Origin of the sequence: Pantoea sp. KPR_PJ (assembly GCF_041386365.1) — a bacterium.
In the GTDB taxonomy this organism is placed as follows: Bacteria; Pseudomonadota; Gammaproteobacteria; order Enterobacterales; family Enterobacteriaceae; genus Pantoea.
In genome coordinates, this window is sequence record NZ_JABMIK010000006.1 from 119,941 (window position 1) to 138,518 (window position 18,578).

The 18,578-nt window shown below is 56.6% G+C and carries 17 protein-coding genes; 12 read left to right on the forward strand and 5 right to left on the reverse strand.

Annotated features, from left to right (window positions below; translation table 11 throughout):
- Nucleotides 1-163: 163 nt before the first annotated feature.
- Complete coding sequence (speA, locus tag HP564_RS14055; RefSeq protein WP_371244021.1) at nucleotides 164-2,140, reverse strand: biosynthetic arginine decarboxylase; 1,977 nt, start codon at nucleotides 2,138-2,140, stop codon at nucleotides 164-166.
- An 808-nt stretch (nucleotides 2,141-2,948) separates the two neighbouring features.
- Here speA and metK point away from each other — a divergent pair.
- The 8 genes from metK to ruvX all read left to right on the forward strand — a co-directional run bounded on the left by metK (nucleotide 2,949) and on the right by ruvX (nucleotide 10,228).
- Nucleotides 2,949-4,100, forward strand: coding sequence for a methionine adenosyltransferase (gene metK, locus HP564_RS14060; protein ID WP_371244023.1), 1,152 nt, complete (start codon nucleotides 2,949-2,951; stop codon nucleotides 4,098-4,100).
- Nucleotides 4,101-4,526: 426 nt separating this feature from the next.
- The gene (locus HP564_RS14065; protein WP_371244256.1) at nucleotides 4,527-5,924 is read left to right on the forward strand and encodes a sugar porter family MFS transporter; all 1,398 of its coding nucleotides are present in this window, start codon (nucleotides 4,527-4,529) and stop codon (nucleotides 5,922-5,924) included.
- A gap of 75 nt (nucleotides 5,925-5,999) precedes the next feature.
- Nucleotides 6,000-6,512, forward strand: a complete 513-nt coding sequence (locus tag HP564_RS14070; RefSeq protein ID WP_371244025.1) for a SprT family zinc-dependent metalloprotease — start codon at nucleotides 6,000-6,002, stop codon at nucleotides 6,510-6,512.
- Nucleotides 6,513-6,590: 78 nt separating this feature from the next.
- Complete coding sequence (endA, locus tag HP564_RS14075) at nucleotides 6,591-7,298, forward strand: deoxyribonuclease I (RefSeq protein ID WP_371244027.1); 708 nt, start codon at nucleotides 6,591-6,593, stop codon at nucleotides 7,296-7,298.
- 73 nt (nucleotides 7,299-7,371) lie between these two features.
- Nucleotides 7,372-8,103, forward strand: a complete 732-nt coding sequence (gene rsmE / locus HP564_RS14080) for a 16S rRNA (uracil(1498)-N(3))-methyltransferase (protein WP_371244029.1) — start codon at nucleotides 7,372-7,374, stop codon at nucleotides 8,101-8,103.
- A gap of 115 nt (nucleotides 8,104-8,218) precedes the next feature.
- Nucleotides 8,219-9,163, forward strand: coding sequence for a glutathione synthase (gene gshB / locus HP564_RS14085; RefSeq protein WP_033752255.1), 945 nt, complete (start codon nucleotides 8,219-8,221; stop codon nucleotides 9,161-9,163).
- An 82-nt stretch (nucleotides 9,164-9,245) separates the two neighbouring features.
- Nucleotides 9,246-9,809 carry a YqgE/AlgH family protein gene (locus HP564_RS14090; protein WP_371244031.1) on the forward strand — a complete coding sequence of 188 codons (564 nt, stop codon included), beginning with the start codon at nucleotides 9,246-9,248 and terminating at the stop codon, nucleotides 9,807-9,809.
- Complete coding sequence (gene ruvX, locus HP564_RS14095; RefSeq protein ID WP_371244033.1) at nucleotides 9,809-10,228, forward strand: Holliday junction resolvase RuvX; 420 nt, start codon at nucleotides 9,809-9,811, stop codon at nucleotides 10,226-10,228. The genes HP564_RS14090 and ruvX overlap by 1 nt, the downstream gene beginning before the upstream one ends.
- Here the strand turns inward: ruvX and HP564_RS14100 are convergent.
- A complete protein-coding gene (locus HP564_RS14100; RefSeq protein WP_371244035.1) occupies nucleotides 10,225-11,262 on the reverse strand; it encodes a type IV pilus twitching motility protein PilT in 1,038 nt (345 codons plus the stop codon). The genes ruvX and HP564_RS14100 overlap by 4 nt on opposite strands.
- A gap of 16 nt (nucleotides 11,263-11,278) precedes the next feature.
- Between HP564_RS14100 and HP564_RS14105 the strand changes: the two genes are divergently transcribed.
- Genes HP564_RS14105 through hemW form a run of 4 tightly spaced genes read left to right on the forward strand, consistent with a single transcriptional unit; the run spans nucleotide 11,279 to nucleotide 14,296 of the window.
- On the forward strand, nucleotides 11,279-11,986 hold the full coding sequence (locus HP564_RS14105) for a YggS family pyridoxal phosphate-dependent enzyme (protein ID WP_371244037.1): 708 nt from the start codon (nucleotides 11,279-11,281) through the stop codon (nucleotides 11,984-11,986).
- A 12-nt stretch (nucleotides 11,987-11,998) separates the two neighbouring features.
- A complete protein-coding gene (locus HP564_RS14110; RefSeq protein WP_371244039.1) occupies nucleotides 11,999-12,553 on the forward strand; it encodes a YggT family protein in 555 nt (184 codons plus the stop codon).
- 17 nt (nucleotides 12,554-12,570) lie between these two features.
- Nucleotides 12,571-13,164, forward strand: a complete 594-nt coding sequence (locus tag HP564_RS14115; protein ID WP_371244041.1) for an XTP/dITP diphosphatase — start codon at nucleotides 12,571-12,573, stop codon at nucleotides 13,162-13,164.
- Nucleotides 13,157-14,296 (forward strand): radical SAM family heme chaperone HemW, encoded by a 1,140-nt coding sequence (hemW, locus tag HP564_RS14120; RefSeq protein WP_371244043.1) that lies wholly within the window; start codon nucleotides 13,157-13,159, stop codon nucleotides 14,294-14,296. Before HP564_RS14115 ends, hemW begins: the two co-directional genes overlap by 8 nt.
- A gap of 201 nt (nucleotides 14,297-14,497) precedes the next feature.
- Here hemW and HP564_RS14125 read toward each other — a convergent pair whose 3' ends face one another.
- From HP564_RS14125 to HP564_RS14135, 3 genes are all read right to left on the reverse strand, one after another.
- On the reverse strand, nucleotides 14,498-15,568 hold the full coding sequence (locus HP564_RS14125) for an ABC transporter ATP-binding protein (protein ID WP_371244045.1): 1,071 nt from the start codon (nucleotides 15,566-15,568) through the stop codon (nucleotides 14,498-14,500).
- Nucleotides 15,561-17,330 (reverse strand): ABC transporter permease, encoded by a 1,770-nt coding sequence (locus HP564_RS14130; protein ID WP_371244047.1) that lies wholly within the window; start codon nucleotides 17,328-17,330, stop codon nucleotides 15,561-15,563. The genes HP564_RS14125 and HP564_RS14130 overlap by 8 nt, the downstream gene beginning before the upstream one ends.
- A gap of 74 nt (nucleotides 17,331-17,404) precedes the next feature.
- Nucleotides 17,405-18,493, reverse strand: coding sequence for an ABC transporter substrate-binding protein (locus HP564_RS14135; protein WP_371244048.1), 1,089 nt, complete (start codon nucleotides 18,491-18,493; stop codon nucleotides 17,405-17,407).
- Nucleotides 18,494-18,578: the final 85 nt, after the last annotated feature.

The following is an 18,578-nucleotide window of genomic DNA, read 5'->3' on the forward strand; positions in this document are numbered from 1 at the left end:
CGACCGTGTGGTCACAGCCGTGTAAAGAGAGGGGGCAGATGCTTAACGCGCCGTGAAACGTTGACAGCGATCACAGATCGGATAAAAAGTGATCCGGAGCGGAGCGGAGCTGAGGCGGGGAAGAGAAAGGCCGGGCCTCTGAGGAGACCCGGCGGGGAAGAGATTACTCGTCTTCGAGGTAGGTATAGCCGTAAAGGCCGCTTTCAAACTCTTCAAGGAACTGGGCGCGCAGTTCATCATCAAGGTCAGTTTCTTTAACCTGATTGCGGAACAGCGTCATTAACTCATCGGGGTTGAGCTGAACATACTCCAGCATGTCGGCAACGGTATCGCCTTCATCGGAAAGTTCCACGTCAACCTCACCTCCGTGCCGCGCGTAGACGTTGACCGCCTCGGTATCGCCGAACAGATTGTGCATATTGCCCAGGATCTCCTGATACGCACCTACCATAAAGAAGCCAAGCATCGGCGGGTTCTCAGGATCGTACTCCGGCATAGGCATGGTGGTGGCAATGCCGTCGCCATCAACGTAGTGATCGATGGTGCCATCAGAGTCGCAGGTAATATCCAGCAGCACCGCACGGCGCTCTGGCTTCTTGTGCAGACCTTCCAGCGGCAGCACCGGGAAGAGCTGATCGATACCCCAGGCATCCGGCATTGACTGAAACAGCGAGAAGTTGACGTACATCTTGTCCGCCATACGCTCCTGCAGTTCGTCAATGATCGGACGGTGTGCGCGGTTGCTTGGATCCAGGTGCTGTTGAATATAGTGGCAAATGCTCAGATAGAGCTGCTCAGCCCAGGCGCGCTGGGAAAGATCGTAAGTGCCGGACGCATAGCCGGTATGGATGTCATGCAGATCCATCTGGCTGTCGTGCAGCCACTCGCGCAGCGAACGGCGTACGTCGGGCTCGTGCATCTCCTGCCAGGTTTCCCACATGCTGAGGATTGGGCGCGGCGCATCCTCCTGCGGGGCCTGCGGCGTAATAAACTCGTTACGTTCGACGCCAATGATGTTAGAGACCAGCACGGTATGGTGCGCGGTCACAGCCCGGCCCGATTCGGTGATCACCGTTGGATGGTCGAGGCCATGCTCTTCACAGGCATCACCAATGGCCCAGATAACGTTATTGGCATATTCGTTAAGGCCGTAGTTAACCGAACAGTCAGACTGCGAACGGGTGCCCTCATAGTCGACGCCCAGGCCACCGCCTACGTCGAAGCATTTGATGTTAACGCCCAGCTTTGCCAGCTCAACGTAGAAGCGCGCCGACTCGCGTACGCCAGTGGCAATGTCGCGAATGTTCGCCATCTGCGAACCGAGATGGAAGTGCAGCAGTTGCAGGCTGTCGAGGCGGCCCGCATTACGCATAATCTCCACCAGCTGCAAGACCTGTGACGCGGCCAGGCCAAACTTCGATTTTTCTCCGCCGCTCGACTGCCACTTGCCCGATCCCTGAGACGCCAGACGCGCGCGAATACCCAGGCGCGGAATAACGTTAAGGCGCTCCGCCTCTTCCAGCACCATGCGCACCTCTGTCATCTTCTCGATGACCAGGTAGACTTTATGGCCGAGCTTTTCGCCGATCAACGCCAGGCGAATATATTCACGATCTTTGTAGCCGTTGCAGACGATTACCGTGCGGGTCTTACCGGCGTGTGCCAGTACCGCCATCAGCTCGGCTTTAGAGCCCGCTTCCAGCCCCAGCGGTTCGCCTGAGTTTACCAGCGACTCAATCACGCGCTTATGCTGGTTAACCTTGATGGGGTAAACCAGGAAGTAGTCACCGCGATAGCCGTAGGATTCGCGCGCGCGTTTAAACGCCGCGTTAATAGAGCGCAGACGATGTTGCAGGATCTGTGGAAAGCAGAAGAGTGCCGGCAGGCGCTGTCCCTGAGCCTCACGCTCTTTGACCAGCCTGGCGAGATCGACGCGCAGTGCCGGTTCATCCGGATTGGGGCAGACGCTGACGTGGCCAAGTTCATTAACGTCATAGTAGTTATTGCCCCACCAGGCAACGTTATAGGTACGCAGCATTTTGCTGGCATCCTGGTCGTTCATCGCAACCTCCTGCATTGAGCGGAGCACACCCTGTTCGCCAGCTGACGAACCCTTGATAGTCTTCATGTCGTCAGACATCACGAACCTCGAATTTCTGATGGAATGTGAAACAGTTACGCGCTTTTCCCGCGTCCTGTCTGTTAATGAGTTGCCACATAAAACGCTTTGTCCCGTCTACCTGACAACAAGGCCAAAATGAAAAAAGCATAAAACTAAGTGTAAAACACTCAGACCCGTTACGTGTAAGTGGACCCTGAATGCAGCACGATGTTCACTGATGCGTCACAGCCCGCTAGCGTCAATAAAAAAGAACAGATTAACCGGCGCGCCTGTCAGGACTGTGACCACAGAACGCGAATCGTCGGCAAAGAGGAGAAAAGGCAGGACAGGAAAACGCCAGTGTACCGCTGGAGCGCAGAGAACCGCAAAGAAGGAGAGCGTGGTTCATTACTTGTGTCACCTCCACACATGTTTTCGCATGTGGAAACAAACCGGGTGAATGCCAGAGAGGGACTCTGACAGTGGTTACGCACAGCGGCGTTATCCTGTTGGCTGCACCAGGCAGCTGCGGCGTTTTATACCGCTCAGCGGGGGAAATTGCAAAGCGTTTCGCTGGCCTGTCGGGACAGGGCGTTTCTTTTTTTTGCCGCCAGACCTTTTCGAAAAATGCCGTAACAGAAAAAGGGCTGGCATTTCGTTTATCCCTTAACCTAAAATGGCCGTCCAGATGGTTTTCCATCTAAACTGGTTAACATCCAGGCGGTTTGCGCCTGAATAACTGACACGTCTTCAACTGCTCGCGGCTTTGCCTGAAGGGGCGTCAAGTAGGTTCACCTCACTTACGCTATGCAGTCGTATTCAAACCATTTGTAAGGTAAAGAACAGAATGGCTAAACACCTTTTTACGTCCGAGTCCGTATCAGAAGGACATCCTGATAAAATCGCCGACCAGATTTCTGACGCCGTACTGGACGCCATCCTGGAACAGGATCCCAAAGCGCGCGTGGCCTGCGAAACCTACGTAAAAACCGGTATGGTGCTGGTTGGCGGTGAGATCACCACCAGCGCCTGGGTTGATATCGAAGAGATTACCCGTAATACCGTACGTGAGATCGGTTATGTTCATTCCGATATGGGCTTTGATGCCAACTCTTGCGCCGTCCTGAGCGCGATTGGTAAACAGTCACCCGATATCAACCAGGGCGTTGACCGCACCGATCCGCTGGAGCAAGGCGCAGGCGACCAGGGCCTGATGTTTGGCTATGCCACTAACGAAACTGACGTACTGATGCCTGCGCCGGTAACCTATGCGCACCGTCTGGTACAGCGTCAGTCTGAAGTGCGTAAAAACGGCACGCTGCCGTGGCTGCGTCCGGATGCAAAAAGCCAGATTACGTTTCAGTATGACGGCGGCAAAATCGTTGGCATCGACGCCGTTGTCCTCTCCACGCAGCATGCTGAAGATATCGAGCAGGCCACCCTGCGCGAAGCGGTGATGGAAGAGATTATCAAACCGGTTCTGCCGACCGAGTGGATCAACGCCAGCACCAAATATCACATCAACCCGACCGGACGTTTTGTTATCGGCGGCCCGATGGGTGACTGTGGCCTGACCGGACGCAAAATTATCGTTGATACCTACGGCGGTATGGCGCGTCACGGTGGCGGCGCATTCTCTGGTAAAGATCCGTCAAAAGTTGACCGCTCTGCGGCCTATGCAGCGCGCTATGTGGCAAAAAACATCGTTGCCGCTGGCCTGGCGGACCGCTGCGAGATTCAGGTTTCTTACGCCATCGGCGTGGCCGAACCGACCTCCATCATGGTGGAAACCTTTGGCACCGAAAAAATTTCGACTGAACAGCTGACGCTGCTGGTTCGTGAATTCTTCGACCTGCGTCCTTATGGTCTGATTCAGATGCTGGATCTGCTTCAGCCGATCTATAAAGAGACGGCAGCGTACGGTCACTTTGGTCGTGAGCACTTCCCGTGGGAAAAAACAGATAAAGCGGCACAGCTGCGCGAGGCCGCTGGCCTGTAAGTCTGTTTTCAGGCTGTCCCTGCCCGGGGGCAGCCTTTCTTTTTGCTGCTGCTACTGCCCGCATTTCCTTCGCTGCACCCTTTTTGGTTATCTCAACTACACTTCTGGAACTCATCTGCGCGGAGCGTGTTACCGATTACAAATTGAATCGCTTTATTTATCTGCTATTTAGGATTTAACCTGCGTGGTCATTCTACTGAAAATGCGTTATTTTCAGCGTCCTCTGATAGCCGATAATTAACGCCATGTCAGAAACTCAACAGGTGCTATACCTTACTGGTTACTTAACCTTTTCGGGCTGAATATGCTGAATTTCAGGGTTTCGGCGTGTGTAAGCGATTACATTAGCGTGATCGCCCTCACTTTTTCCCCGAAAAAGGTTTTTTAACATTGATAACAACAATGATGGATAAACTCGGAGGCAAAATGCCTGGCAACACTCACAAAAGCAGAACGTCTAATAAGGCGATGACTTTTTTTGTCTGCTTTCTTGCGGCCCTGGCGGGTCTGCTCTTTGGACTGGATATCGGCGTGATCGCGGGCGCACTGCCGTTTATCGCCAAAGACTTTAACGTGACGGCACACCAGCAGGAATGGATTGTCAGCTCAATGATGTTCGGCGCGGCCGTGGGTGCTATCGGCTCCGGCTGGATGTCGTCGCATCTGGGTCGTAAAAAGAGCCTGATGGCCGGTGCTATTCTGTTTGTGATTGGTTCGCTGTGGTCAGCGATGGCCCCGAACCCGGAAATGCTGATTGTAGCGCGCGTGGTGCTGGGTCTGGCCGTTGGCGTGGCGTCCTATACGGCACCGCTCTACCTGTCTGAAATCGCCCCGGAAAAAATTCGCGGCAGTATGATTTCACTTTATCAGCTGATGATTACCATCGGTATTTTGGGTGCCTATCTTTCTGATACTGCGTTTAGCGCATCAGGCGACTGGCGCTGGATGCTGGGCATCATCACCATTCCGGCAATTCTGCTGCTGATCGGCGTTGTCTTTCTGCCTAACAGCCCGCGCTGGCTGGCGGCAAAAGGTGACTTCCGCGACGCTCAGCGCGTTCTCGATCGTCTGCGCGACACCAGTGAACAGGCAAAACGCGAACTGGAAGAGATCCGCGAAAGCCTGAAGATCAAGCAGTCTGGCTGGCAGCTGTTCCAGAGCAACAGCAACTTCCGTCGCGCGGTGTTCCTGGGCGTGCTGTTGCAGGTCATGCAGCAGTTCACCGGCATGAACGTCATCATGTATTACGCGCCGAAGATTTTTGAGATTGCGGGCTTCTCGAACACCACAGAGCAGATGTGGGGGACGGTGATTGTCGGTCTGGTCAACGTGCTGGCGACCTTTATCGCTATCGGTCTGGTGGATCGCTGGGGGCGTAAACCCACGCTGGTGCTGGGCTTCCTGGTGATGGCGGCCGGTATGGGCGTGCTGGGTACCATGCTGCATATGGGTATTCATTCGCAGGGCGCGCAATACTTTGCGATTGCCATGCTGCTGATGTTTATCATTGGTTTTGCCATGAGCGCCGGTCCGCTGATTTGGGTGCTCTGCTCAGAGATTCAGCCGCTGAAAGGCCGCGATTTCGGTATCACGGTCTCCACCGCGACTAACTGGATTGCCAATATGATTGTCGGTGCGACCTTCCTGACCATGCTGAATACGCTGGGCAACGCGCCAACCTTCTGGGTATACGGCTTGCTGAACGTCTTCTTTATTGTATTGACGCTGGTGCTTATCCCGGAAACCAAAAACGTTTCGCTGGAGCATATCGAGCGTAACCTGATGGCAGGCAAAAAACTGCGCGACATCGGTTCACACGATTAAGTCACTCAGGCGGGCTACCAGGCCCGCCTTTTTATTTGGTTGAGTTCCCCTTCCCCGCCGCTTATCCTTTCCGGCATGAAAACACCCCGCCTTCCCATTGCCATTCAGCAGGCCGTTATGCGCTCGCTGCGTCACTTTTTACAGCTTGCCAGTGAAAGGCTGGAGCGCCCTTTCGCCGAACCCGCACTGGTTTACCAGCAGCGCGGCACGGCCGCCGGAACCGCCTGGCTGGAGAAGTGGGAGATTCGCCTCAATCCGGTACTGCTGCTGGAAAATCAGCAGGCCTTTGTCGAGGAGGTGGTGCCGCACGAGCTGGCGCACCTGCTGGTATGGAAAGTCTTTGGCCGCGTGCCGCCGCACGGCAAAGAGTGGAAATGGATGATGCAGGAGGTGCTCGGCGTGCCCGCGCGCCGCACCCATCAGTTTGAAATTGCCTCGGTGCGGGCGCAAACCTTTCCTTACCGCTGCGGCTGCCAGCAGCATCACCTGACCGTGCGTCGTCATAACCGCGTGCTGCGCGGCGAAAGCGAATATCGCTGCGTGCACTGTAAAAGCTTGCTAAAACCCGGCGACTATCTGCCATCCTGAGCGGAATTCCCATTCCGCTCGCCCTGCCATTCTGTTACCCTGCCGCCCTTTTTTTCCGACCAGGTAGAACTTTGGAACATGTCTCGCAAATTAATCGCTGCCGTCGCGCTGCTCCTCTCCCCCTTAGCCTCACAGGCGCTGTCGCTGAATACCTATCATCAGAATAATTTCCAGCAGGCGAAAACCTTCGCCGCCGCCATTAACGCGGATGCGCCCGGCTCGTTTTACTGTGGCTGTAAAATCAACTGGCAGGGTAAAAAAGGGCTTCCCGATCTCAACAGCTGCGGCTACCACGCCCGCAAAAATGCCAACCGCGCCAGCCGCATTGAGTGGGAGCATGTGATGCCCGCCTGGGAGTTTGGTCACCAGCGTCAGTGCTGGCAGAACGGCGGCCGCAAAAATTGCAGCAAAGATGCTGAATATCGCCGCATTGAAAGCGATCTGCATAACCTGCAGCCCGCCGTGGGTGAAGTGAACGGCGACCGCGGCAACTTTGCCTACAGCCAGTGGAACGGTGGCGAGCAGCAGTATGGTCAGTGTGCCATGAAGGTCGATTTCAAAAACAAGCAGGCCGAGCCGCCGGCCCGCGCCCGCGGTGCCATTGCCCGTACCTACTTCTATATGCGCGACCAGTATCATCTGCGCCTGTCACGCCAGCAGACTCAGCTTTTTACCGTCTGGAACAAGCAGTATCCGGTTTCCCGCTGGGAGTGTGAACGTGACCAGCGCATCGCCCGCGTGCAGGGTAATCATAATCCTTATGTGCAGCAGGCTTGCCAGCGTTAAAATCACTGCCCTACACTAACCTCTTCTCGATTCTGCCGCGCCGCGTGCGCGGCGCTCAGCTTTCAGGGCCTGTATGCGCATACCTCGCATTTATCATTCCGAACCTTTACTCAGCAACAGCGAAATCATGCTGGACGAAGATGCCTCTAACCATGTTGGTCGCGTTCTGCGTATGACCAGCGGCCAGCGTCTGAAACTCTTTGATGGCACTAATCTGACTTTTGCAGCAGAGATCACGCATGTTGATAAAAAGCGTGTAAAAGTAAGAGTCCTTGAAGGCCAGCCTGACGATCGTGAATCTCCCCTGCATCTGCATCTGGGCCAGGTGATGTCGCGCGGCGAAAAGATGGAGTTCACTATCCAGAAGTCAATCGAACTGGGTGTCAGCGTGATTACTCCCCTCTTTTCCGAACGCTGCGGCGTCAAGCTGGATGCTGAACGGCTGGCGAAAAAGCGCCAGCAGTGGCAAAAGATCGCTATCGCCGCCTGTGAACAGTGCGGCCGCAATCGCGTGCCAGAAATTCGTCCGGTGATGGCGCTGGAGGCCTGGTGCGCCGAAGCTGACAGCGGCCTGAAGCTCAACCTGCATCCACGCGCGCAGCACAGCATTAATACACTGCCGCAGCCGGTTGAGCGGGTTCGCCTGCTGATTGGTCCGGAAGGGGGGCTCAGCGCCGAAGAGATTGCCATGACCGGTGAGCACGGCTTTACCGATATTTTGCTCGGCCCGCGCGTTTTACGCACGGAAACCACGGCGCTCACTGCAATTACGGCACTCCAGGTGAGGTTTGGCGATCTGGGTTAAGGAATAATCAGGGGTTATATTAAGACGCGCGCAGCATTTACCGGCGTCCTGACTGGTCAGCCTGGCTGACCGCACAGAACGAGGCGGAAAAAACCGCCTCTCTGAGGAGAGAATAATGATTAAACTTGGCATCGTTATGGACCCCATCGCGTCCATCAATATTAAAAAAGACACCAGCTTCGCCATGTTGCTGGAGGCACAGCGTCGCGGTTACGAAATTCACTATATGGAGATGGCCGACCTCTCTCTGCGCGGCGGCGTTTCTTATGCCCGCACGCGTCTGCTGAGCGTGGATCAGAACTATGACAAATGGTACGAGTTTGGCAGCGAGCAGGAGATCAAGCTGGCTGACCTGAACGTAGTGCTGATGCGTAAAGATCCGCCATTCGACACCGAATTTATCTACGCCACCTATATTCTGGAGCGCGCCGAAGAACAGGGCACGCTGATCGTGAATAAACCACAAAGCCTGCGCGACTGTAACGAAAAGCTCTATACTGCATGGTTCTCCGAGTTTACGCCGGATACGTTGGTGACACGCAGCAAAGAGAAGCTGCGCGCCTTCTGGCAGGAGCATGGCGATATTATTATGAAGCCGCTGGACGGCATGGGCGGCGCGTCAATTTTCCGCGTAAAGCAGGATGACCCGAACTTTGGCGTGATCACCGAAACCCTGACAAACCATGGCCAGTTCTTCTGTATGGCGCAGAACTATCTGCCCGCCATCAAAGAAGGCGACAAGCGCGTGCTGGTGGTTGACGGCGAGCCGGTACCTTACTGCCTGGCGCGTATTCCGCAGGGTGGCGAAACGCGCGGCAACCTGGCCGCTGGCGGTCGCGGTGAAGCACGTCCTCTGAGCGAAAGCGACTGGGAAATTGCCCGTCGTGTCGGCCCAACGCTGAAAGCAAAAGGGCTGATTTTTGTCGGCCTGGACATCATTGGTGATAAACTCACTGAAGTGAACGTCACCAGCCCGACCTGCGTGCGTGAAATTGAAGCCGCATTTCCGATCTCCATCACCGGCATGTTGATGGACGCAATCGAGAAGCGTCTGGGCTGAGCATGACCCTGGAGCCAGGCTCCGTGATCAACCCAAACCGGCGCGTACCCGCGCCGGCTATCTTTTGGTACATCGAGTGAGAATGAATTTACAGCATCATTTTTTGATTGCCATGCCTTCACTACTGGACCCCTTTTTCAAACGTTCTGTGGTTTATATCTGCGAGCACAATGAAGAAGGTGCGATGGGCTTGATCGTCAATAAGCCGATGGAAAACCTGACGGTGGAAGGCATTTTAAAGAAGCTTAAAATCGTTTCTGGCGAGCGCGACCCCGCGATTCGTCTGGATAAACCTGTCTTTAGCGGTGGCCCTCTGGCTGACGATCGCGGCTTTATCCTTCACTCCGCGCAGCGCACCTTCTCATCCAGCATTCGTATTTCTGATAATACGGTAATCACCACCTCGCGTGACGTGCTGGAGTCGCTTGGCACGGCTTCACAGCCGGAGCATGTGCTGGTGGCGCTGGGTTACTGCGCCTGGGAGAAAGATCAGCTGGAAAATGAGCTGATGGAGAATGCCTGGCTGACCACACCGGCCAACAGCAATATTCTGTTTCAGACGCCGATTGCCGAGCGCTGGCGCGAAGCCGCACGCAGCATGGGCATCGATATTCACAGCATCGCCAGTGATGCGGGACACGCCTGATGACGACGCAAACCCTGTTAGGCTTTGACTTCGGCACCAAAAGTATCGGCGTGGCGGTGGGTCAGCAACTCACCGGCAGCGCCCGCCCGCTTGCCGCGCTCAAGGCGCAGGACGGCACGCCAGACTGGCTACAGATTGAGCGCCTGCTGAAAGAGTGGCAGCCCGATTTTGTCGTAGTGGGCCTGCCGCTAAATATGGACGGCACCGAGCAGCCGCTTACCGCCCGCGCGCGTAAATTTGCTAATCGCCTGCATGGCCGCTTTGGCATTCGCGTTGAGCTTCAGGACGAACGCCTTAGCACTGTGGAGGCGCGCGCTGGCCTGTTTGAGCGCGGCGGCTACCGCGCCCTCAGTAAAGGCTCAGTCGACTCACAGTCCGCCGCCATTATCTTGCAGGACTGGTTCGAAACCCACGGCTAGCCTTCGCACGATGCTGGCACGCTGTTTTCGCCAGGCGCCGGCGCAACACGCCCTTCCCGCTGTCGCGCCAGCAGGCTCTGTTCAAAGGTTTGCATGCCAGCCTGTGCGCCCGTTTGCAGCACGCCGCCAATCTGATGCACCTTGCCATCGCGGATCAGGCTGGCAACAGCAGGCGTGGTAATTAAGACCTCAAACAGGCCGATGCGGGCGTTATCGCTGGTGGGTACCAGCTTTTGCGCCATCACTCCCTGCAGGCTACCCGCTAGCTGACTGCGCACCAGCGGCTTCTCTTCCCCCGGAAAGAGATCCACCAGCCGCTCGATCGCCTGTGGTGCACCGCGCGCGTGCAGCGTCGCCAGCACCAGATGGCCGGTTTCCGCCGCGGTCAGCGCATGGCGAACAGTGTCGCTGTCGCGTAGCTCCCCCAGTAAAATCACGTCGGGATCTTCACGCAGCGCGGCCCGCAGCCCCAGGCTAAATGAAGCGCAGTGGGTGCCGATCTCGCGCTGCTGGATAAGCGACCGCTGGCTGGTATGCACGAACTCAATCGGATCCTCCAGCGTGATGATATGCCTGGCCTGCTGGCGGTTGATTGCCCCCACCATCGCTGCCAGCGTGGTCGATTTGCCGCTGCCCGTGGCGCCGGTGATCAAAATCAGCCCATCCTCCAGCGTCAGCCAGCGCGATACCGCAGGCGGCAGGAACAGGCTCTCTACGGTCGGGCAACAGGTTGTCAGCAAACGCAGTGCCAGCGATATTCCCTGCCGCTGCGTAAAAAAACTGCCGCGTACTCGCTGCCCACTGGCCAGGCAAAGCGCGAAGTCAGTTTGTCCCTGTGCCGCCAGCTCTGCCTGCTGCCGCGCCTCCAGATAGTCTCTGGCAACACGCTCCAGCCAGTCCGCTGTCAGCGGCGCGATATCCGGCACTCTCTCCAGTCGTCCGTGGCGTCGCCAGCGAGGCGAATCTCCGCTGCACAGGTGCAGATCGGCAGCATTATGCTTTACACTAAGCGCCACAATTTCTTCCAACTCCATAGACAGCCTCCTGACGATGACCTCAATCCAGCACAACCTACAGCAACTGCGTCAGCGAATCCGCGCTGCCGCGACGCAATGCGGGCGCGATCCAGAAGAAGTTACGCTACTTGCCGTCAGCAAAACCAAACCTGCAAGCGCAGTCGCAGAAGCGATCGATGCCGGGCAGATCGCCTTTGGTGAAAATTACGTGCAGGAAGGGGTTGAAAAGATTGAGGCGCTGGCCGCACATCCTGACGTGCAGTGGCACTTCATTGGACCGTTGCAGTCGAACAAGAGTCGTCTGGTTGCGGAGCACTTCGCCTGGTGTCACACGGTAGATCGGCTGAAGATTGCCCAGCGCCTGAACGATCAGCGGCCCGCCTCGCTGCCGCCGCTGAATGTGTTGATTCAGGTAAATATCAGTGACGAAAACAGCAAATCTGGCATCATGCTGGAGGCTTTGCCCGAACTGGCGCAGCAGGTCGCCGTCCTGCCTCAGCTGCGTCTGCGCGGCCTGATGGCGATTCCCGCACCGGAGAGCGACTATCAGCGTCAGCTGGCGGTGTGTCAGCAAATGTCCGCCGCCTTCCAGCAGTTGAAACAGCACTATCCCGACGTTGATACGCTTTCTCTGGGAATGAGCGACGACATGGAGGCGGCCATTGCCGCAGGCAGCACCATGGTGCGTATCGGCACCGCGATTTTTGGCGCGCGAGACTATGCGCGCAACCCACAACAATAATTGAGGAACCTCATGTTAACACTGACGTTTTTAGTCAAAACGCTGATCGACCTGTATGTGATGGTGCTGCTGCTGCGCATCTGGATGCAGTGGTCACGCTGTGACTTCTACAATCCGCTGGCGCAGTTTGTGGTTAAAATTACCCAGCCGATTATTAAGCCGCTGCGCCGCATTATTCCGGCTATCGGCCCGATTGATACCGCCTCGCTGCTGCTGGCGTTTGTGCTCACCACGTTGAAATACCCGATTCTGCTGCTGATTCAGGTCGGCGCTTTTTCGGTCGATCCCGCCAACCTGCTGGTTGGCCTGCTGTCGCTGGTGAAATCTGCGGGTTATCTGGTGTTCTGGGTCATTATCGTGCGCTCGCTGATGAGCTGGATCAGCCAGGGCCGTGGCCCGCTCGACTATGTACTGGTTCAGCTCACTGAACCGCTGATGTCACCGATCCGCCGCATTCTGCCTGCGATGGGCGGCATCGACTTCTCAGCAATGATTGTGATTCTGGTGCTCTATGCCCTGAATTTCCTCGGCATGGACCTCTTTCCGGGTCTCTGGTTTCTGCTGTAAATATGACTGGAACTGCTATGCAAAAAGTTGTGCTCGCCACCGGCAATCCCGGCAAGGTACGTGAACTGGCGGATCTGCTTGCCGCCTTTGGCCTGGATATCGTGGCGCAAACCGATCTGGGCGTAGAGTCGGCAGAAGAGACCGGCCTGACCTTTATTGAAAACGCGCTTCTGAAAGCGCGCCACGCGGCACAGATCACCGGCCTGCCCGCCATCGCTGACGATTCCGGTCTGGCGGTGGATGCGCTGGGCGGCGCGCCGGGTATCTACTCTGCGCGCTATGCCGGGGAGCACGCCAGCGATCGGGAAAATCTTGAGAAGCTGCTGAATGCGCTGGAGTCAGTACCGGACGGCGAACGTCAGGCACAGTTCCACTGTGTACTGGTCTATCTGCGTCACGCAGAGGATCCAACGCCGCTGGTTTTTCACGGCAGCTGGGCGGGCGAGATTACCCGCTCCGCAGCCGGTGAAGGCGGCTTCGGCTACGATCCGATTTTCTACGTGCCCGCACTGGGCAAAACCGCCGCTGAGCTAAGCAAAACGGAAAAAGGCGCGGTTTCTCATCGGGGTAAAGCATTGACGCTGCTGCTGGAAGCGATGCGCAATGCCTGATTTACCACCGTTAAGCCTGTATATCCACATTCCGTGGTGTGTGCAGAAATGTCCTTACTGTGACTTCAACTCCCATGCGTTAAAAGGTGAGGTGCCGCATATCGAATATGTGCAGCACCTGCTGCGCGATCTGGAAAACGATCTGCCGCTGACGCACGGACGCGAGGTGCGCACTATCTTTATCGGCGGCGGCACGCCAAGCCTGCTGAGCAGCGAGGCGATGCAAATGCTGATGGAGGGTGTGCGAGCGCGCCTGCCGCTGGCCGCCGATGCGGAGATCACCATGGAGGCGAATCCCGGTACCGTGGAGGCAGATCGCTTCAGCGCCTACCAGCGTGCCGGTATCAACCGCATCTCTATTGGTGTGCAGAGCTTCAGCCCGCAAAAGCTGGAGCGTCTGGGGCGCATCCACGGGCCGGAAGAGGCGAAACGCGCCGCGCAGCTGGCTGATGGCTTATCGCTGCGCAGCTTTAACCTTGATCTGATGCACGGCCTGCCCGATCAGTCGCTGGAAGAGGCGCTGAGCGATTTGCAACAGGCTATCGCGCTCGATCCGCCCCATCTCTCCTGGTATCAGCTGACCATTGAGCCGAATACGCTGTTTGGCTCGCGCCCGCCTGTGCTGCCGGATGATGACGCACTGTGGGATATCTTCGAGCAAGGCGATCGCCTGCTGACCGCTGCCGGCTATCAGCAGTACGAGACCTCGGCCTATGCAAAGCCTGGCTACCGCTGCGAGCATAATCTTAACTACTGGCGCTTCGGTGACTATCTCGGTATCGGCTGTGGTGCGCACGGTAAACTGACGCAGCCAGACGGACGCATTGTACGAACCGTGAAGACGCGTCATCCGCGCGGCTTTATGCAGGGCCGCTACCAGGAGAAGCAGTATGAGGTTGCCGACGCGGAGAAGCCGTTTGAGTACTTTATGAACCGCTTCCGCCTGCTGGAGGCCGCGCCGCGCGACGAGTTCAGCCGCTACACCGGCCTGAGCGAGCTGGCCATTCGCCCGCAGATGGAGGCGGCGATTGCCGCAGGCTACGTGGCGGAGAGCGCAACCCACTGGCAGATAACCGACAAAGGTAAACTGTTTTTGAACTCGCTGCTGGAGCTGTTTCTGGCGGAAGAGTAAGTCAAAAGCCGACCCCCGGGTCGGCTTTTTTATATCAGGCTGGCGTGAAACAGACGAAGCGTGGGGGTCTTAACACAGGCTGACTGCCCTCTGCGTGACCAGAGCAAACGCGAGATTTTGCATCGCAACGACCGCTTTCTTTTCACTCTGCGACAGCCACTCTCCCTGGAGATAAAGCAGGCGGCCAGAGCCGCCCTTACCTTACGCCTTTGGGAAAATCCACAAATGGTTTTCGGGCAGCGCCAGACAGCAATGCTGAGGATCCCGAACGTCATTGCCGTAGGCCCGAATCGCAAAATCGTCGCCGGCAGTGCGAAACAGATATTCCCAGCGATCGCCCAGATACATACTGGTGACCAGCGGCAGCTCCATCTGGTTGTCACCCGGCCCCTCAACCAGTTTCACACGCTCAACGCGGATCACCGCCGTGGCCTCCTGCCCGGATTGCACGCCCTCACCTGCCATGCCCCACAGCGCCCAGCCTTTGCCCTCAATGCGCGCCTTACCGTCGCGCAGTTCGGTGACTTTACCGTGCAGACGGTTATTGCTCCCCATGAACTCGGCGGTAAACAGCGTTTTCGGAGAACCATACATCTCCTGCGGCGTGCCCTGCTGCTCAATCTTGCCGTTATTAAGCAGCAGGATACGGTCAGATATCGCCATCGCCTCATTCTGGTCGTGCGTTACCATCAGCGCAGACAGGCCCAGTTTGATGATCAGCTCGCGCAGGAAGACTCGCGCCTCTTCACGCAGCTTGGCGTCGAGATTCGACAGCGGCTCATCCAGCAGAATAACGGGCGGGTTATAGACCAGCGCGCGGCCAATGGCGACGCGCTGCTGCTGCCCACCGGAAAGCTGATGCGGATGGCGCTTACCCAGATGGCCCAGCCCCAGCTGGTTGAGTACGTCCTGCACCCGCTGATTGATCTCTCCTGAGGCGACCTTACGCAGCTTCAGCGGGTAGGCCACATTCTCAAACACCGTCTTATGGGGCCAGAGCGCGTAGGACTGAAACACCAGCCCCAGGTTACGCTCTTCCGCCGGGATCTCGCTGCGCGGCGTTCCGGCATAGACCCTGTTTTTGCCGATAACGATGGTACCCTGCGTCGGTTTTTCCAGCCCGGCGACGGCGCGCAGCAGCGTGGTTTTACCGCTACCAGATGGCCCAAGCAGTGAAACCACCTCACCGCGCTGCAAATTCATCGACACCCCTTTCAGCACAGGATTGTCGCCATAGGTTAAATGCAGATTTTCCACCGTTAATTCAATCATGTAATTTCACTCCAAATCGCAGGGCAATACCCAGACCGACGACCACCAGCAGGATGTTAATAAAGGAGAGCGCAGCGACAATATCGATAGCGCCCGCAGCCCACAGCGAAACCAGCATTGAGCCGATGGTTTCCGTGCCGGGCGACAGCAGATAGACGCCAGTAGAGTATTCACGCTCAAAAATCAGGAACATCAGTAACCAGGAACCAATCAGACCGTAGCGTGACAGAGGGATGGTGACGTGACGCGTAATCTGTCCACGCGTGGCTCCCGTACTGCGCGCCGCCTCTTCCAGCTCCGGCCCCACCTGAAGCAGCGTAGAGGAGATGAGCCGCAAGCCGTACGCCATCCACACCACGGTATAGGCGAGCCAGACGCTGAAAATGGTGCTGCGCAGCGAACGCAGCCAGACAATCAGGTTATCGCGCAGCCACTGCGACCAGGCGAAATCGGAAAGCCAGCCCGATTTAAGCGAGTTATCCAGCCACAGCGGCAGGAAAAGAAAGACCCAGAGAAACGCCAGTCCAGCCAGCAGTCCCGGCACGGCACGCGGCACCAGCACGCTGTAGTCGAGAAAACGCGTGGTGTTATCTGGCTTACGGTGCATGGCAATGCCAATAAACAGGTAGCAGGCCACGGCTAATGCGCCGCCAATCACCCCGATAGCCATGGAGTTGACGATCGCCCGCAGCAGGTTGGGCTGTGCCCAGATAGTCTGGAAGGTTTTGATCGACAGCTCATCCCACAGCGAAACGCCAACGCCCCAGTTAGAGATAAAGGCACGCAGCACTACGCCGAGCAGCGGCACGCCAATCGTCACCGTCAGCCAGAAGGCCACCACCGCACCGGCAACCCAGCGCCATTTGCCCAGCGGCAGGGCTCGCGCCTGTGACGCTTTGCCCTTCAGAGTGACAAAGCGGTTGGCGGTGCGCATCAGCCGGCGTTGCAGCATCACCAGCGGAATCGTGATACAGATCAGGACCACCGCCACGGCCGCCATCAGATGGTAAGAGGGCGTACCGAGTTTATTGGTCAGCTGGTAGAGATAGGTGGCCAGCACCATGTTGCCTTCGGGATCGCCCAGCACCAGCATCAGGCCAAACACCTCCAGCCCGAGGAAAAAGAGCAGCACAACGGCATAGAGAATAGAGGGGCGCACCATCGGCAGGCTAACCGCTGTCATCACCTGTAACGGCGAAGCTCCGGCAATACGCGCCGCTTCCTCCACATCCGATCCCACGCTGCGCAGGGCCGACGAAATGTAGAGGTAGGCATGGGGGACGTGCGTCAGACCCGCAATGATCACAATGCTCGACAGGTCGTAAATATTCCACGGCACAAAGCCCAGCAGCGACTCGGCCCACAGCGAAAAGAAACCGACCGGCCCGGCGGCCACCACATAGCCAAACCCCAGCACCATGGGCGAGACAAAAATTGGCACGAGGATCAGCGGCTCAATGATGCGTCTTCCCGGCAGGTCGGTGCGCACCATCAGAAACGCCAGAATCCCCCCGAGCGGGATGGCAATAATCACCAGCCCAAAGGCCAGAATAAAACCACTTCGCAGCGCTTTGTAAAAGTCGGGATCGGTGAAAATAAACTCAAATGCTTCCAGGCTCCACGCTTTAGACGGCGCAAAAAAGGGCGCGGATAAGAAACTCTGTACAACGATAAACGACAGCGGCACATAGATAACCAGTGCGGTGATCAGCACCACAACGCCGCGCGGCAGGCTTTGCCACTTTCTGCGCAATGCACTCATATTGAAACCCTGAATGGCGAAATCAGACGAGAGGAAAAGAGGCGCGGCGCAGCGGCCGCGCTTCCCTGCTACCGTTATTTACCGGCGGCCGTGCGCCACTGTTTGATGTAATCGAGACGTTTTTTCGGCTGCAGGTACTCCAGCAGGCTTTCATCAACCGGAATAGGCTTCAGCGCATTGCCCAGCATTTTGGTCATGCCATCAATGTCATTTTTGCCTTCAATATCGTTGCGCAGCGAGGGAATATCAGCCTGATTAGCCAGAATGCTCTGCCCTTTCTCCGACAGCACGTAGTCCAGCCACAGTTTGGCCGCCTCGCGGTTTGGCGCCTGCTGGCTAATGAACGAGACGCGCGACAGCACCAGCGTGTAGTCCTTCGGATAGGCGATACCCAGAGACGGGTCAGTTTTGGCACGCGCTTCCGCGTAAGAGCCAAGGATATTAAAGCCGATCAGGTTTTCACCCGACGACACCCTTTCCATCATGGTGCCCGTTGAGGACTGAACGGACAAACCGCCCTTCGCTACCTCTGCCAGCGTTTTGAAATAGTCAGGATCGGCTTTGGAATCCTGTACCGAGAGCATAAAGCCCAGCCCCGATTTCTCAATATCGTAGGTGGTCACTTTGCCCTTAAACTTATCAGTCTGGCTGGCGATCAGCTTTGCCAGCGCCGTGTGTGAATCAGGCACGTCACCGGCCGGGATCATGCGTTTGTTATAGATAATGACCACCGGTTCATAGGTGGTGCCATACGCCTTGTTTTTCCAGACTGCCCACTTCGGCAGCTGCCCCAGTTCGGGTGACTGATATTCCTGCGCGTAGTCGGTTGCCAGCTTCAGGCCGGTATCCATTGAGGAGCTCCAGACCACGTCGCCGCTGCTGCCATCCGAGGCTTGCTCACTGATAAAACGGTTGTACAGCTCGGTGCTGTTCATGTCGTTATATTCAACTTTGATACCGGGATAGGTGGTTTCAAACCCCTTGATTAGCGGCCCGGCAGCTTTAATGTCGGTGGTGGAATAGATAATGACTTTGCCTTCTTTGGTCGCGGCATCCACTACTTTTTGATAGTCCGCCGGGTAGCCCTGTGGCAGGGCAGCAAAAGCCGAAGATGAGATAAATACGGTCGCAGCAACCAGAGACAGAGGAGTAATGTTTGACATTATAATTAACCTTTTAGTTACACTTTATGCACTAAAGGTCAACATAGCCGAACAGATTCGGTAGACAAGAGGTGACGGATTGTTA